Raw genomic sequence first — 15578 nt, forward strand, 5'->3', positions numbered from 1 at the left:
CCGGTGTTTCTACCCCGGCAGCGTCAGCCGGAACTCGGTACCCTCGCCTGGTTTCGACTCCACTTGCAGCGTGCCCTGGTGGCCGTTCACCACGATATCGTGGGCCAGGGAGAGGCCCAGGCCGGTGCCTTCGCCCACGGGCTTGGTGGTGAAGAAGGGCTCGAAGATGCGCTGCTGCACCTCGGCACTCATGCCAGCGCCGTTGTCCTGCACCCAGAGCTGGAGCTGCCCGCCAGGCAAGCGGCGGCTCCCGGTTTTCACCGTAGGCACGTAATCGGCGGCGGCCGTGAGCTGGCGCTGGCGCACCGCGTGCAGGGCGTTGGTGCACAGGTTGAGCAGCACCCGGCTCAGGTCGGCCGCTACTACTGCTACCTCGGGCAAGTTGGCCTCGAAAGTGGTACGCAGCTCGGCCTCAAACCCCGGGAACTGCTGCTGTACGGCCCCGTAGGCTAGATGCAGGTTTTCCTGGGCTAACTGGTTGAGGTTGGTGAGCTGGCGGGGCTGCTGGCCGGTGCGGGCGTGCTCCAGCATGCCCTTGATAATAGCCGTGGCTCGCTGCCCGTGCTGACTGATGTTCTGCAGATTCTGCTTGAGGCCATCCAGGATTTCCCGCTCCAGCCGCCCGTCGCGGGCCAGTTGCTGGGCCCCGTTGATTTCATCTACCAGCGTGGTGCTCACTTCGGCAAAGCGCTTTACAAAGCTCAGGGGATTTTGCAGCTCGTGGGCCACGCCGGCCGTCAGTTCCCCCAGAAACGCCATTTTCTCGCGCTGCACCAACATTAGCTGGGCTTCTTTCAACTCGGCCAGGGAAGTTTGCAGGGCGGCGTTGGTGTGCTGCTGCTGCCGGTCGTGGCGCACCAGCAGGCCCAGCAGCAGCAGCAAGCCCCCTACCCCGGCCAGCAGGCCGTAGGTTTGGTAGCGGTTGCGCAGGGCTTGCTGAGCAGCGTTGGCCTGCTGGTCGCGCTGGCGCTGCTGGTAGTCCACATTTTGCAGGCGCATTACTTTTTCCTGCCCAAACAGCGTGTCTTTCATGGCCACCAGCATTTTCTGGTAGCGGAAGGCGCTGTCCAGCTGCCCGCGCTGCTCAAACTCCTGAGTAAGCACCACGCTGGCGTTGAGCACCCCCCGCAGAAACCCATTGGCGCGGGCGGCCTGCTCACCCAGGCGGGCGTAGTAAATGCTGGAATCGGGTTGGTGGAGCTGCTGGTACAAAGCGGCCATGCCCAAGTAGGAGAAGTTGAGGCTGCGCAAATGCCGCCGCCGCTTCGACTCGGCCACGCTGCGGCGGTAGTAGCTGAGGGCCTCCGGGAAGCGGGCCCGCTTGCGGGCCACGTTGCCCAGCCCGTACAGAATGTAGTTGGTAGAAGCGTGCAGGCGCTGGGCCAGGGCGTAGGCCTGCTCCTGGTAGTACGCCGCCGAATCTACCTGATTATACAAGTCGTAGGCCAGCCCGATATTGCTCAAATCCACCACGATGCGCCGCTCATCCTGGAGCAGACTATCCAGCCGCAGGCCCCGAAAATAGTAGGACAAGCCCAGTTGCCGGTCACGCAGGTACACGTAAATGATGCCGATGCTGCGCATATTCTGGGCCTGCAGGGCGGTGTCGCCCACTTGCTCGGCCAGGTGCAGGGAAGTCTGAAACAGCTCCAGAGCCCGGGCCAAATTGCTTTCCCGCAGTGCCGCACCCAGGCGGTTCAAAGCGGCTCCTTCGCCCCGGCGGTTGTGGGTGCGGCGGGCCAGGGCCAGGGCGCGGCGGGAGTAGCGCGCCGCGGCTTCCGTGTCGGAGGCCCACAGTTGGTCGCTGATGCGGCACAGCAGCTGAATGCGGCTGCTGTCGGTCTGGGGCTGCTGCTCCAGGGCCTGAAGGCTGTCGAGGGTGGAGTGCCACTGCGGCTTGCGCGCCTGGGCCGAGGCCAGCAGCGGCAGCAACACCAGCAGCAGGAGCAGGCAGCTTTTGTGGAAAACCAGACGGGAAGTAGCAGGCGGTGTGTAGGGCACAGGGCGGGTGTTCGGTATGCCCGCTTCGTAGGAATCGGCAGCGGAGCAGTCTACAAATATCCATCAAAAAACCTGAATCTTTATGGCCCTGTCTGCGGGCTTCGGCCTGGCCGGTTACCCCGTTGTTTCGCCTCTCTCTCACCTTGTTTGCCCGCATGCGTCCCTCCCCTCTGGCTTCTCCGCCAATACCGGCCGCGCTGGCTACTGTCCTCCTTGATTTCGTAGAGAAAAGCGGCCTCGTGGTGCAGGAGGAGCCTATTGAGCAAGCCTGCTTTCTGCCGGGGCTGCTCCTGCGCCAGGGCCAGCTGGTGGTAGACCGCCACCAGCTGCTTTACCCCGGCGACATTCTGCACGAAGCGGGCCACCTGGCCGTTACGGCCGCGGCTGAGCGCCCCACGGTAGGGGGCAACAGCACCGAAAACCATCCGGAGAAGGAAGGCGAGGAGCTGGCCGTGTTGGCCTGCACCTATGCCGCCTGCCGCCACCTGGGCTTGCCAGCGGCCGTGGTGTTTCACCCGGATGGCTACAAAAGCCAAAGCCAGTAGCTGATTGAGCAGTATGAAACCGGCCACTACCTGGGCCTCCCGCTACTGGTTTGGATGGGCCTGACCACTACCCCCGACTTCCCGCACATGCACCGCTGGCTGCGGGCCTAACTTCTACCTGGAAGGCGACAATCCGGCGGGCTTCCGGTAGCTTTGCAGCGGCCGTCAGCTGGTGGCCATGGCTACCTCCGCACTTAACTATGACGACTCTCACCTGGCACCTCAAGGCCTTCACCGACCTCACCACCACGGAACTGTACGCGCTGCTGCAGCTGCGCTCCGAAGTGTTTGTGGTGGAGCAAACCTGTCCGTTTCAGGATATGGACGGCCAGGACCAGGCCGCGTATCACTTGCTGGGTTACTCTCCCAATGGGGAGCTGGCGGCCTATTCCCGGTTGTTTGGGGCGGGCGTTACCTACCCCCAGGCCAGCATCGGGCGCGTGGTTACCAGCCCCCGCCACCGCCGGGGTGGGGCTGGCCGGGCCCTGCTGCACGAGTCCATTGCGGCCCTGGAGCGGCTATTCGGCCCGCAGCCCATCCAGATTGGGGCTCAGCACTACTTGCAGACCTTCTACGAAAGCTTCGGGTTTGTGCAAGAGGGCCCTGGCTATCTGGAAGATGGAATTCCCCATATTCATATGCTGCGCCCCTAGTGCCCTGCAGGCTCGTTGGTTCGGCTTTGTGCGGTTTTCGACGCGGGCAGAAAGTGTACCATTAGCGGTACCCGGCGGGATGAAAACCTATCTGGGCTTGCCACGTATAGGCAAGGTTTGCAACCCGAACCGCAGCTTCTGGCTAAGCATTACCGCCGCTGACCGTCAACTGGCAGGCTTGCGTACTCGTGGCAATACGTACTTTTGCCGCTCTGCTCCGGCCCGGCCCCTTACTCCTTTTTACGTTTACCCCCTGTTGCTATGTCCTTTTCCGCTTTCCCAGTTGATTATCAACGGCTGTTTCGGGCGCTACCGGATAATTTCCTGCTGATTGCTCCCGACGCGGATGCCACCATTGTTGACAACACGGACAGCCACGTAACAGTATCGCTCAAGAGCCGGGAGGCAGCGGTGGGGAAACCTTTCTTTGAAGCATTTCCGGCTACCGATGAGGAGTCGGCCCGCATTATCCGCGAATCGCACGAGCATGTGCGCCGCCACCGGGAGGCTCACACCATGCCCCTGATTCGCTACGACCTGCCGGACCCGGCTGCTGAGGGCGGTTTGCAGGAGCTGTATTGGGAAGCTACGCACTACCCTATTCTTAGTGAGAGCGGGGAGCTAGAATTCATTCTGCAGCGCACCCAGGATGTAACGGAGCGGCACCTGGCCGAACTGCGCAGCCAGCAAATGCAGCAGGCCCTGGATGAGCAGAACGAGCGGACCCGTTTTATCCTGGAGTCGTTGCCGGTGATGATTTGGACGGCTACCCCCAGCGGTGAGCGGGACTTTTTCAACTCGCGCTGGCTGCAGTTTACGGGCCGCCCCCAGGAGGAGCAAACGGGCTGGGACTGGCTTAGCAACCTGCACCCCGACGACCAGCAGCGCGTACGCACCACCTGGCAAGCCAGCGTGGATACTGCCCAGTCCTACCAGGTAGAGTACCGCCTGCGCCGCCACGATGGGCAGTACCGCTGGGTGCTGGTGCGGGCCCTGCCCCGCCTCTCGGCCGCTGGCGACTTGCTGATGTGGGTAGGCTGCGGCACCGATATTCACGACCAGAAACAGATGGTGCAGGAGCTGCTGGAGCAGAACGAGCAGCAGGCCCTCCTCTCCGACCAGGCCTACGAGGCCTTCCAGCGGGTGCAGCAACAGCGCGAAACGTTCTACAGCCTGTTCATGCACACGCCGGCCATGATTTGCATGCTGCGCGGGCCGGAGCACCACTACGAGTTCGTCAACCCCGAGTACCAACGCCTGTTTCCGGGCCGGCAGCTGCTGGGACACACCGTAGCGGATGCTTTGCCGGAACTGGCGAACCAGGGCATTCTGGACTTGCTGGACAACGTGTACTCCACGGGTCAGCCTTTCATTGGGGAAGAAATACGCGTCGACTTGCACAACCAAGCTGGGCAGCTGCAAGCCCGGTATTTCAATTTCACCTATCAGCGGATCGAGGAAAGTGGGCAAACGCCCGGTATTTACGTGTTTGCTTACGACGTCACGGACCTGTTACAAGCGCGGCAGAAGCTCGAAACCCCTGGCCCGGATGCACAGTAGCCCTATCCCTTTTCCCACAGCCGGCTTTCGGGCCTTACCCCGTTTGGCATGGAGTTGAACAGCCTTGATTTTCAGCAGGCCCGCATCAAGCAGGTGCTGTTCAAGTCGCGGCTGCGCTCCGTGCTGTACGGTGTGCGGGAGCCCGACCCCAGCCTGTTTTCCATGGCCGATAACCCGCTGGGCGTGTGGTTGAAGGCTACGGTGAAGCCCCACTACGGCACCACGCTTCCGTATCAGCGGCTGGAGCAGGAGTTGCAACGCATGCTCACCACCGGGCAGGGCTTGGTGCAGCAGTACCAGAAAGGGCATCTGGAAGAATCGAGGGCGGGCCTGGAGCGGCTGGACGCCCACGCCGCCCGCATTGAGAATTTACTGCAGGATCTGGAACAACTGGTATAGGGCTCGGGCACGGCGTTGTACTTTGGAGCCATGAAACTCTCCTTCCTACTGCTGGCCCTTAGCCTGGGGCTGGCGCCGCTGGCTGCTCCGGCCCAGACAATTTCCACGAAAGTCACCAGAGCCCTGCGCCAGGTTCGCCCCGATGACCTGAAGACTCATATTCAATACCTGGCCGATGACCGGCTGCTGGGCCGCAAGCCCGGCACCCCCGGCTACCAACTGGCCGTCGACTACGTAACCACTCAGCTAAGAGCCTTTGGGGTGCAGCCGGCCGGCGACAACGGCGGGTTTACGCAGTTGGTACGGCTGCGGCGCGCTACCGTGCAGCCGGGCGCTACGGTTACCTACCAGCCAGCCGGCGGTAGCCTGGTACTGCCCCCCGCTGAAGTGCACTTATATCCCCACCCCGAGCAACCCCGGATGCAGCTGGCTCCCAGCGGCCTGGCTTTTGCCGGCTACGGCATATCGGCTCCCGACCAGGGCTACGACGACTACCAGAACCTGGATGTGCGGGGCAAAGTAGTGGTGATTGTGCGCGGCGCCCCCCGCCGGTTTCCCAGCACCGTAGCCGCCGCCAGCCAAGACCAGACCCTGCTGGTGCAAACCGCCGCCCAGCACGGGGCCGTGGGCGTATTGTTTGCCAGTCCGCGCCCAGCCCCGGCCTCGGCCTCAGGTGCGGCGGCACGGCCGCTGTCCACTACCAGCGTGCTGGGCCCCGATGGCCGCGTGGCGGCGGCCCGGGGCTTTATCAGCGGCTCCGGGGTGCAACTCACGGGCACCCTTTCCGCCGCCGGACTCCAGGCCCTGTTGCTCAACTCCGCCTCCGATACGGCCGCCGTACTCAGCCGCCTGCGCCAGGGCCAGCCGGCTGCTACCACCCTGCGCGGCACGCTGGCAGCTAGCTGGCAGTCGGGGTATCAGGACATAGACTCCTACAACGTGGTGGGCAAAATCACAGGCTCCGATGCCACTTTGCGTAATGAGTACGTGGTGCACTCCGCCCACCTCGACCACTTGGGCGTAGGCGCGCCGGTAAAAGGCGACTCTATTTACAACGGGGCCCACGATAATGCGTCGGGAGTGGCTTCGGTGCTGGAAATTGCCCGGCTGTACTCGCGCCTGAAGCAGAAACCCAAGCGCAGCATTCTGCTGGTGCTGCAAACCGGCGAGGAGCTGGGTCTGCTGGGCTCAGCCTATTTCGCGGCCCGGCCCCCGGTGCCCAAAACCAGCCTCGTAGCCGACATCAACACCGACATGCCCACCATTATTGCCCCGCTGCTGTCGGTGGTGCCGCTGGGGGCCCAGCACTCCAGCCTGGCCCAGCCCGTGGCCGAAGCGGCCCGCTACCTCAACCTGACCGTGGAGGAAGACCCCGAGCCCGAGCAAAACCGCTTTATCCGCTCCGATCAGTACAGCTTCGTGGCCCAGGGAATACCGGCCCTGCACATCAAGTACGGCAACCGCACCCCCGACGGCAAAAACAACCTGGCTGAGCAGGTGCAGAAGTGGCGGGCCGCAACCTACCACAAGCCCCAGGATGATAGCAACGGTATCTTCGATTTTGAAGCCGGCAGCCAGTACGTGCGGCTCAACTTCCTTATTGGCTACCTGGTGGCCCAGAACCCCCAGCGCCCTACCTGGAATCCCGGCGACTTTTTTGGGCAGCGGTTTGCTAAGCCCTAGCCCCAAACTGCCATTCCTGCACTAAAAAGGAATGAATAGTGAAAATACGATTTTTAATAGCCGGTTTTCCCGCAAATTTCCCGAATATTATGCCTGAACACCACCGGCCGCTCGAAAGCGGCCGGTGGTGCTTACCTACCTGGGCAGCGCCGCGTTTGCGCCCTTATTTTCCGGTCCGCTTTGCTATGATCATCTACGGCTACCGTTCCTCCCACCTGCTAACTGAGCCCGTAGCCGGCGAGTGCAGCGCCTGCTCCGCGCCCAACGCGTTGCGCATGAGTGTATTCGGACGCTACGCCCACCTGTACTGGATTCCGCTGATGGCCATTGGCAAAGTGGGAGCCTCGGAATGTGGGCATTGCCGGCAGGTGCTTCAGCCCAAGGAAATGAGTGCTTCCCTGCGTCAGGCATTTCAGCAGCTGAAAGCCCGCGCGCAAGCCCCACTCTGGCACTTCGCCGGCCTGGGCGCATTGGTGGTGCTGGCTGGCTGGCTGCTGGTACACAACAGCAACAACCAGCGCGATAACCAGGCATTTGTGAGCACGCCGCACCGGGGCGACCTGTACCACGTGCGCACCGATAACGGCCACTACTCCCTATGGAAGGTGCAGGACGTGACCGGCAACGCCGTGCGGCTACTGGCCAACAACTACGAAATCGACAACGAAACCAAGGTACAGGAGCTGAACCGGCCCGAGAATTTTGCCGCCGACCCCTTAGAGCTTACCCGCTATGATTTGAAAATCATGCTGGAGAAACAGGAGATAGTGGACGTAGAGCGCCCCGAACCAGGCGCGGTGGTCAAGCGGTAGAAACCGTCTGCCTAAAAATCACCCCACTCAGCCAACCCTGCCTGCCGTTCCCGCCGAATCCGCTGTACAAGGGCGCTGTCGGGGGCGGTACCGAGCAGAATGGCCGTGCCCCGCTCCCGGGCGTAAGGGTTGCGCACCTCGCCTACGCGGCAGAAGGAACGAAAGTGCGCCGTCAGGTTGTCGGGCTCGTCATCAATCAGCAGCACGTAGTGCCAGGGCGGCGGGGGCATCTGGCTCTGCCAGAACAGATAGCTGCCATTGAAGCTGTGGGCGGCGGGTATGGGCCGGTGGCGGTTGTAGTAGTTGAGTGCCCCGGCCTGCCCGTAGTTGGCAGCTAGAATAAGCGTGCGGGCGCGGGTGGCGGCCGGCAGGGCCTGGTAGGCAGTCCAGGTTTTATCGGCCAGTTCCTGCCAGCCCAGCATATCGGCAAAATCCTGGGGCAGGGCATGGTCGCGGCCATCTTCCCACCGGAATGCCCCCGTACTCTGGTAGCGCCCTCTCAGTACCTGCATGCGGGCCGGGGGCTCCAGGGTAAACAGCAGCGGCAGCACGGACAGGCACAGCGCGAGGGTAGCCAGCAGCAAAACTGGCCGCAGCACCCGGCCCGCCCAGGGCCGGGTGCTGCGCAGCGCAGCTTCCCACCACACGGCCCCGGCCGCCAGCAGCACGGGATAGTAGCCCAATGCGTAGTAGCTTTTGCCGTGCAGCACCGTGAGCAGCAGCAGCCCCCCACAGTACACCAGCCCCACCACCCGATACGGGCGCAACGGCCCCACTAGCAACGCCAGCAGCCCAGCCAGCCACACCCAGGCCCCGGGGAAGTTCATCACCAGCTGATCCTTCCAGAAATCGGCCACCGATACATTGACCAGCTGGGTTTCCCGAAGCAGCTCCATGTGGTGCAGAAACGGGAGGCCGTGCCACAGTTGCCACAGCAGGTTGGGCAGCCACAGCAATAGCGCCAGCCCGGCGCCCAGCCAAAGGCCCTTGGTAGCCAAGGCCCGCCGCAGGGGGGTAAGCAGCACGGCTACGCCCACAGCCGCAATAAAAAATAGCGCCGAGTATTTGTTGAGCAGCGCCAGTCCCAGCACCCCGCCCATAATAACCCACCAGCGCGGGCGGTTATCCTGCTGGCAGCGGATGAGCAGGTAGCACACCAGCGTGAAGGCGAAAACCTCAAAGGAATTGGGCTGAAACAGGAAGTTGAGCCGGGCATAGGCCCCCACCAGATAGCACGCGCCCGCCAGCGCCACGGCCCACGCGCCGCCTCCCAGGCGCTGGGTGGTGCGCCCCACCAGGTATATGGTGAGGCTGCCCCAGAGTACAGGCCAGAATTTCACCCAGAACCAACCGCCGCCCAGCGCCAGGGTAACCCAACTTTGCAGGGCCGTGAGCGGCGGCACCTCCAGGTAGCCCCAGGCCAGATGGCGGCCGTAGTCGAGGTAGAGGTACTCGTCGCGGTGGAGCTCATAGCTGGAGCTGGCCAGCAGCAGGCTACTGCTAAACTTCAGCAAGGCCAGCACCAGGGGCAGGAGGCGGGACGGCTTCATAGCCCCCAATATAGCCGCTGCCTGATATACCGCCTACAGCTTTTCGGGTAGCCGAATGGCGCTCAGGTACTCATGCAACCCATCGGGGTGCTGAAACAAGTGAATGAACAGGATGGATTCTTGCTCCCATTCCCGCCATTCTTCGGCGTAGAAGTCGCCCAGGGCAAATAGCCGCAGCCGGAAACTATCCTGCCGCCGCTCGGCCAGTAGGTGGCCGTGCTGGTGTAGGTGCCGGGCCTGCCGGTGCATATGTAGCTGCTTAAACTCCGCGTATTTCATCTTCCTGGTTCCCCACAACCCCAAGATACGCCGCCGGGTTTCCCAGAACAGGTATGGCGGGGGTATGAAGCGCCACGTTGGCCCGGCGCTTACCTTCGCAGGATGAAAACGATACGCTTTCCGCACCCGCTGGTGCTCATGGTAGGGTTTATTCTGCTGGCCTGCCTGCTGAGCTACCTGCTGCCGGCCGGGGTGTTTGAGCGCCACCCCGATGCTGCTACTGGCCGCGACGTGGTGGTGGCTGGTTCCTACCACCGGGTAGCTGCCACGCCCGTTAGCCCTCTGCAAGCCCTGGTCGATATTCCGCGCGGACTCATTGATGCTGCTTCCGTGATTTTCCTGGTGTTTCTGGCCGGTGGCGCATTTACGGTGGTCGACCTCACCGGGGCCCTGCGCCAGGGTGTAGACTGGCTGCTGGCCAAGTTCCGGGGCCGAGAGGCCGTGGTTATTCCCATTATTTCGGTGCTGTTTGCCACTATGGGGGCCCTTGAAAACATGCAGGAGGAAATTGTGCCGCTAGTGCCTGTATTACTTATTTTGATGCGGCGCATCGGCTACCCTACCCTCACGGCGGCGGCCGTCAGCATTGGGTCGGCGGCAGTGGGCGCGGCGTTCAGTCCTCTTAACCCGTTTCAGGTGGGCATTGCCCAAAAGCTGGCCCAGCTGCCGCTGCTTTCGGGCGGCGGTTTCCGACTGGTGTTCCTGCTGCTGGCTCTCACCATCTGGATTGGGGGCACTGTGCGCTACGCCCTGCGCCACCGCGTGCAACCCGAAACCGCCGAAGCCGCTGACCCGGACGCAGCGGCTCCGGGCCGCAACCACGGCCTGGTGCTCCTGCTGCTATTCAGCGGGTTTGCCTTTTTCGCCTACGGAGTGCTGAAGCTCGGCTGGGAGTTTGAGCAGATGGCGGCGCTGTTCTTCGGCTTGGGCGTGGTAGCCGGCCTCGTGGGCGGGCTGGGCCTCAGCGGTACGGCCGAGGGCTTTATTGCCGGCTTCCGGGATATTGCCTTTTCTGCTCTGCTGATTGGGTTTGCCCGCGCCATTTTCGTGGTGCTGGAGCAGGGTCAGATTGTGGATACCATCGTCAACAGCCTCTCGGCGCCGCTGGCCGGGCTGCCCGCCTGGACGGCTGCTTTGGGCATGATGGGCGTGCACACCGCCCTGCACCTGCCGGTGCCCAGCGTGAGCGGGCAGGCCGTGCTGACTATGCCCCTACTGGTGCCCCTCTCCGACCTCATCGGCCTTTCCCGCCAGGTTACGGTGCTGGCCTACCAGTACGGAGCCGGCCTCTGCGAGCTGATAACGCCCACCAACGGGGCCCTCATGGCCATTGTGGCGGCCTGCGGAGTGCGCTTTGATGAGTGGTGGAAGTTTGTGCTGCCCCTGTACCTGCTGCTGATGGCCCTGGGCGCCGCAGCCGTGGTAGTAGGTATTGCAGTGGGAATTTAGGCGTACGCCTAAAGACAAAAAAGAAGAAGTCAACACTGCTCTGTCATGCTGAGCAGTGTTGACTTCTTCTTTTTTGTCTTTGACTTTGTTTACTCCTTACTGAAACCCCAGCTCGTTGGCCTCAAATACGCGCTTGATCTTGCGTTTTTTCTCCACCAGCTGAAACTGAAAGGTATCGGCAGCTTCGTTGTAGTACACGTCGGAAATCAGGCCTTCGTGGGCGGGATGGGCAGTGGCGGGGTGCGTTTCCACCACCAGGTCGCCGAAGCTGAAGGGCGGTTTTACGTACAGCTCCTTGAACAGCTCCCGGCTTACTTTAAACTGCTGCTCATCGTAGCGAAGCAGTATCCAGTCGTCGGTTTCATCAATCTTCTCGAACACCTTGCCCAAGGGCTCCAGCCACTCAAAGGTGCGGCGGTTGGCAGGGTGAATGTAGCGCAGCCCGTACTCGGGCGTCCAGGAATACAGGCCGTAAACAACAGGTTTGGGACGTGGCACTCGGCAGAAAAGTAAGCGGGTTGTGTTGAAAAGTAACAGGCTGGGGCCGGGGAGGGTTCCGCACCTTCGCGGGACCCTGCAAGCGTAGTTGAGCGCCCCGAAGGTGCAGAATTATTGAAATATGGAAAGATACTGATGCGACGGCGCGGCGGCCGGAAATGGAGACTCTGCTCCGGCCCAGGTAGCGGTAGTCGTTTCCGCCGTCTGAGCTAACGGTAAGCAGCAGGGCACAACTTTACTGATTTAGATACAGTAAAGAGCCCTGACTGTTGACCTTTCGCACTGTCTTTCTTCCACAACGAATGCCTGAAATTACGACTACTTCCGCGCCTGCAGTGCTCCACAGCGGAATGGGTGCTATTCCGCACGAGCACGGCACTACTTTCCGGGTGTGGGCCCCGGCCGCCACGGCAGTGGCCCTGGTAGGCCCCTTCAACGAGTGGAACCCCACTGCCCACCCGCTTACCCACGAAGCTGATGGCTACTGGGCGGCCGACTTCGCTGACCTCGGCCCCGGTACCGAATATAAATTTCACCTGACTACGCCCACCGGCGAGCTGACCAAGAACGACCCTTACGCCCGGGAGGTGACGCACTCGGCCGGCAACTCGGTGGTGCACGAACCGCACTTCGACTGGGAAGCGGAGCCGTTTCAGATGCCGGCCTGGAATGAGCTGGTGGTGTACGAGCTGCATATTGGCACTTTTCACGCCCCCGACCCGCAGCGCCCCGGCACTTTTTACGATGCCATTGAGAAGCTGGACCACTTGGTGGAGCTGGGCATCAACGCCGTGGAAATCATGCCCGCTACCGAGTTTCCGGGCAGCCTGAGCTGGGGCTATAACCCGGCTCATCCCTTCGCCATCGAAATCGACTACGGCGGGCCTACTGCTTTCAAGGAGTTCATCAAAGCGGCTCACCAACGCGGTATTGCCGTTATTCTGGATGTGGTCTACAACCACTTCGGGCCCGGCGACCTGGACCTGTGGCAGTTTGACGGCTGGCAGGAAAACGACGGCGGCGGCATCTACTTCTACAACGACTGGCGGGCCGAAACGCCCTGGGGCCACAACCGCCCCGATTACGGCCGCGAGGCCGTGCGCCGCTACATCCGCGACAATGCCCTGATGTGGCTGGAGGATTTCCGCCTTGATGGCCTGCGCTGCGACGCCATTGCCCATATCCGCAACGTGTACGGCACCACCTCCGCCGACCACGACCTGCCCGACGGCTGGAGCCTGATGAAGTGGATCAACGAGGAAATCCGGGAGCGGATGCCCTGGAAAATTACCATTGCCGAGGACCTGATGGGCAATGAGTACATCACCCGCAGCCCTGAGGAAGACGGCCAGGGCTTCTCCACCCAGTGGGATGCCTGCTTTGTGTACCCAGTGCGCGACGCCCTGGTAACGCCTGAAGATGCTGACCGCAACATGCACGCCGTGGCCGCCGCCGTGGAGGCCCGCTACAACGGCGACGCCTTCCAGCGCGTGGTGTACACCGAAAGCCACGATGAGGTAGCCAACGGCAAGGCCCGCGTAACCGAGGAAATTATGCCCGGCAACGCGGCCTCCTGGTTTCCCAAGAAACGCTCCACCCTGGGCGCGGCGCTGGTATTCACCGTGCCCGGCATCCCCATGATTTTTCAGGGCCAGACCATGCTGGCCGATGGCTCCTTCTCCGATGACCAGCCCCTGGACTGGAACCGCGCCGAGGAACACGCTGGTCTGGGCCGCTTGTACCAGGATTTGATCCGGCTGCGGCGCAACCTTAATGGCAATACGCGCGGGCTGCTGGGCCAGTACGTGGAGGTGCACCACCTCAACAACGAGGACAAAATCCTGGCCTACATCCGCCGCGACCAGGGCGGCCCCGGCGACACCACCGTGGTACTCTGCAACTTCGCCGACCGGGCCCACCCCAACTACACCATTGGCCTGCCCCGCAGCGGTAACTGGCGCGTGCGCTTCAACTCCGACTGGGAAGGCTACGACCATGAGTTTGGCAACTTTGAAAGCGTGGACTCGGAGGCGGAGGATGGCGTGTACGACGACCAGCCTTTCCACGGCACCTTCGGCCTGGCGCCGTATTCGGTCCTCATTATTTCCCAGGACCCGCAGTAACTACCGAGCGTTCGGCTGCATCTGGCGGCGTTTCACGGAGGAGCTTCGAGCCGTCCGCGAAACGCCGCTTTTTCTTGCCCTTCGCTGTCGGAAACTGCGGGAGGCCGTATATCTTGCCGATACTCCCATCCGTACCCCATTTCTCATGCAAGTTCCCTTACCCACGCCCGAGCCCATGGCTCCTGATGCCCTACTGGTTGAAGCTGCCTGGGAAGTCTGCAACCAGGTAGGCGGCATTTACACCGTTATCCGCAGCAAAGTGCCCGCCACCGTGCAGGTCTGGGATGAGCGGTACTGCCTGCTGGGGCCCTACTTCGCCCACCAGGCCCAGGGCGAGTTTGAGCCTTATGACGATTACCAGCTGGCCAACCTCTCGGACCCGTTTGCTGGGGCCGTGCGCCAAATGCGCCGCCAGGGCTACGACGTGTGCATGGGCATTTGGCTGGTAACGGGCCGGCCCCGGGTGGTGCTTATTAATCCTTACCAGGCCTACCCCCGCCTGGGTCAGATTAAGACCGACCTCTGGCAGCACCACCACATTCCTACCCCCGACAACGACGACCTGCTGCACCAGGTAGTGGCGTTTGGGGAGCTGGCCAAGGTATTTCTGCAGATTCTGGCCGCCGAAGTAGCGCCACCTCAGCAACTTATTGCTCACTTCCACGAGTGGATGACGGGCGTGGCCATTCCGGCCCTGCGCCGTGAGCAGGTGCCCGTGCACGTGGTGTTTACCACCCACGCCACCCTGCTGGGCCGCTACCTGGCCATGAACGACCCCAACTTCTACGACCACCTCATGCAGGTGGACTGGCAAACGGAGGCCCGGCACTTCAACATTGAGCCGGCCGTAACCATGGAGCGCGCTGCGGCCCACGGCTCCCACGTGTTTACTACCGTGAGTGAGCTAACGGTGCGGGAGTGCATTTACCTGCTCGACCGGATTCCGGACGCGGTGCTGCCCAACGGCCTCAACATTGAGCGGTTTGTGGCCCTGCACGAGTTCCAGAACCTGCACCAGCAGTACAAGAGCAAGATTCATGAGTTTGTAATGGCGCACTTTTTCCAGTCGTATTCCTTCGACCTGGATAAGACGCTCTACCTGTTCACCTCCGGCCGCTACGAGTACCACAACAAAGGCTTCGACCTTACCTTGGAAGCCCTGGCCCGCCTCAACTACCGCCTGCAGCAAAGTGGGCTGGAGGGCAACGTGGTCATGTTTTTTATCACCAAGCGGCCCTTCCACAGCATTAACCCCCAGGTGCTGCAAAGCCGGGCTGTGCTGGAGGAAGTGCAGGCCACCTGCGAGGCCATTGAGCAGCAGGTAGGTGAGCGGCTGTTCTATGCCGCCGCCGCCAGCACCGACCACCGCCTGCCCGACCTGAGCAGCATGGTGGACGACTACTGGAAGCTGCGCTACCGCCGCCTGCTCCAGACCTGGAAAACCACCAGCCTGCCCCCCGTCATCACCCACAACCTGGTGGATGATGCCCAGGATGATATCCTCAACTTCCTGCGCCGCTCCAACCTCGTCAACAACCAGCACGACCGGGTAAAAATCGTCTACCACCCCGATTTCGTAGCTCCCACCTCCCCCCTATTCGGCATGGAGTACGGGCAGTTTGTGCGCGGCTGCCATCTGGGCATTTTCCCGAGCTACTATGAGCCCTGGGGCTACACCCCGCTGGAGTGCGTGGCCCGGGGCGTGCCGGCCGTCACCAGCGACCTTTCCGGTTTTGGCGACTACGTGATGCAAAACGTGCCCAATCACGAGGAAAAAGGCATTTTTGTGGTACAGCGCCAGGAAAAAAGCTTTGACGAAGCCGCTGATGAACTCACCGACATGCTCTGGGACTTTGTGCAGATGAACCGCCGGGAGCGAATTATGCAGCGCAACAACGTGGAAAGTTCCGCCGAGATATACGACTGGAAAAACCTGCGCGTGTACTACGACCGGGCCTACCAGCTGGCGCTGGAACGGCACTAACACTGGTTCCCGCCACATAGAGGCAAGCCCTTGATAATAAAA

General features: G+C 62.0%; 13 protein-coding genes. 9 read left to right on the top strand and 4 right to left on the bottom strand.

Features of this window, described 5'->3' with window-relative positions; translation table 11 throughout:
* Positions 1 to 9: 9 nt before the first annotated feature.
* Positions 10 to 2001, bottom strand: a complete 1992-nt coding sequence (locus ROI90_RS18920; protein WP_315999849.1) for an ATP-binding protein — start codon at positions 1999 to 2001, stop codon at positions 10 to 12.
* A gap of 155 nt (positions 2002 to 2156) precedes the next feature.
* On the opposite strand from ROI90_RS18920, the gene ROI90_RS18925 reads away from it, so the two are divergent.
* The 6 genes from ROI90_RS18925 (at position 2157) to ROI90_RS18950 (ending at position 7653) form a co-directional block, all read left to right on the top strand.
* The gene (locus ROI90_RS18925; RefSeq protein WP_315999850.1) at positions 2157 to 2546 is read left to right on the top strand and encodes a hypothetical protein; all 390 of its coding nucleotides are present in this window, start codon (positions 2157 to 2159) and stop codon (positions 2544 to 2546) included.
* A 200-nt stretch (positions 2547 to 2746) separates the two neighbouring features.
* The gene (locus ROI90_RS18930; RefSeq protein ID WP_315999851.1) at positions 2747 to 3199 is read left to right on the top strand and encodes a GNAT family N-acetyltransferase; all 453 of its coding nucleotides are present in this window, start codon (positions 2747 to 2749) and stop codon (positions 3197 to 3199) included.
* Between the two features lie 261 nt (positions 3200 to 3460).
* Complete coding sequence (locus ROI90_RS18935) at positions 3461 to 4759, top strand: PAS domain-containing protein (protein WP_315999852.1); 1299 nt, start codon at positions 3461 to 3463, stop codon at positions 4757 to 4759.
* 48 nt (positions 4760 to 4807) lie between these two features.
* Positions 4808 to 5158, top strand: a complete 351-nt coding sequence (locus tag ROI90_RS18940; RefSeq protein WP_315999853.1) for a hypothetical protein — start codon at positions 4808 to 4810, stop codon at positions 5156 to 5158.
* Positions 5159 to 5188: 30 nt separating this feature from the next.
* On the top strand, positions 5189 to 6841 hold the full coding sequence (locus tag ROI90_RS18945; protein WP_315999854.1) for a M28 family peptidase: 1653 nt from the start codon (positions 5189 to 5191) through the stop codon (positions 6839 to 6841).
* Between the two features lie 89 nt (positions 6842 to 6930).
* Complete coding sequence (locus ROI90_RS18950) at positions 6931 to 7653, top strand: hypothetical protein (RefSeq protein ID WP_315999855.1); 723 nt, start codon at positions 6931 to 6933, stop codon at positions 7651 to 7653.
* 11 nt (positions 7654 to 7664) lie between these two features.
* Here ROI90_RS18950 and ROI90_RS18955 read toward each other — a convergent pair whose 3' ends face one another.
* The gene (locus tag ROI90_RS18955) at positions 7665 to 9203 is read right to left on the bottom strand and encodes a glycosyltransferase family 39 protein (protein ID WP_315999856.1); all 1539 of its coding nucleotides are present in this window, start codon (positions 9201 to 9203) and stop codon (positions 7665 to 7667) included.
* A 33-nt stretch (positions 9204 to 9236) separates the two neighbouring features.
* Positions 9237 to 9482: a hypothetical protein gene (locus tag ROI90_RS18960; protein ID WP_315999857.1), complete on the bottom strand. Its 246-nt coding sequence runs from the start codon at positions 9480 to 9482 to the stop codon at positions 9237 to 9239.
* A 102-nt stretch (positions 9483 to 9584) separates the two neighbouring features.
* On the opposite strand from ROI90_RS18960, the gene ROI90_RS18965 reads away from it, so the two are divergent.
* The gene (locus ROI90_RS18965; RefSeq protein ID WP_315999858.1) at positions 9585 to 10931 is read left to right on the top strand and encodes a YfcC family protein; all 1347 of its coding nucleotides are present in this window, start codon (positions 9585 to 9587) and stop codon (positions 10929 to 10931) included.
* Positions 10932 to 11027: 96 nt separating this feature from the next.
* Here the strand turns inward: ROI90_RS18965 and ROI90_RS18970 are convergent, their stop codons facing one another.
* Complete coding sequence (locus ROI90_RS18970) at positions 11028 to 11429, bottom strand: DUF6960 family protein (protein WP_315999859.1); 402 nt, start codon at positions 11427 to 11429, stop codon at positions 11028 to 11030.
* 302 nt (positions 11430 to 11731) lie between these two features.
* On the opposite strand from ROI90_RS18970, the gene ROI90_RS18975 reads away from it, so the two are divergent.
* Positions 11732 to 13552 (top strand): alpha-amylase family glycosyl hydrolase, encoded by a 1821-nt coding sequence (locus ROI90_RS18975; RefSeq protein WP_315999860.1) that lies wholly within the window; start codon positions 11732 to 11734, stop codon positions 13550 to 13552.
* Between the two features lie 145 nt (positions 13553 to 13697).
* Positions 13698 to 15536, top strand: a complete 1839-nt coding sequence (locus ROI90_RS18980) for a glycosyltransferase (protein ID WP_315999861.1) — start codon at positions 13698 to 13700, stop codon at positions 15534 to 15536.
* The last annotated feature ends 42 nt before the right edge of the window (positions 15537 to 15578 follow it).

This window comes from Hymenobacter endophyticus (assembly GCF_032464715.1).
Lineage (GTDB): Bacteria > Bacteroidota > Bacteroidia > Cytophagales > Hymenobacteraceae > Hymenobacter > Hymenobacter endophyticus.

Bases quoted from the DNA above. Each gene is read 5' to 3' on its own strand.
- ROI90_RS18925 (WP_315999850.1), top strand. From the start codon at position 2,157: ATGCGTCCCTCCCCTCTGGCTTCTCCGCCAATACCGGCCGCGCTGGCT.
- ROI90_RS18930 (WP_315999851.1), top strand. From the start codon at position 2,747: ATGACGACTCTCACCTGGCACCTCAAGGCCTTCACCGACCTCACCACC.
- ROI90_RS18935 (WP_315999852.1), top strand. From the start codon at position 3,461: ATGTCCTTTTCCGCTTTCCCAGTTGATTATCAACGGCTGTTTCGGGCG.
- ROI90_RS18940 (WP_315999853.1), top strand. From the start codon at position 4,808: ATGGAGTTGAACAGCCTTGATTTTCAGCAGGCCCGCATCAAGCAGGTG.
- ROI90_RS18945 (WP_315999854.1), top strand. From the start codon at position 5,189: ATGAAACTCTCCTTCCTACTGCTGGCCCTTAGCCTGGGGCTGGCGCCG.
- ROI90_RS18950 (WP_315999855.1), top strand. From the start codon at position 6,931: ATGCCTGAACACCACCGGCCGCTCGAAAGCGGCCGGTGGTGCTTACCT.
- ROI90_RS18955 (WP_315999856.1), bottom strand. From the start codon at position 9,203: ATGAAGCCGTCCCGCCTCCTGCCCCTGGTGCTGGCCTTGCTGAAGTTT.
- ROI90_RS18960 (WP_315999857.1), bottom strand. From the start codon at position 9,482: ATGAAATACGCGGAGTTTAAGCAGCTACATATGCACCGGCAGGCCCGG.
- ROI90_RS18965 (WP_315999858.1), top strand. From the start codon at position 9,585: ATGAAAACGATACGCTTTCCGCACCCGCTGGTGCTCATGGTAGGGTTT.
- ROI90_RS18975 (WP_315999860.1), top strand. From the start codon at position 11,732: ATGCCTGAAATTACGACTACTTCCGCGCCTGCAGTGCTCCACAGCGGA.
- ROI90_RS18980 (WP_315999861.1), top strand. From the start codon at position 13,698: ATGCAAGTTCCCTTACCCACGCCCGAGCCCATGGCTCCTGATGCCCTA.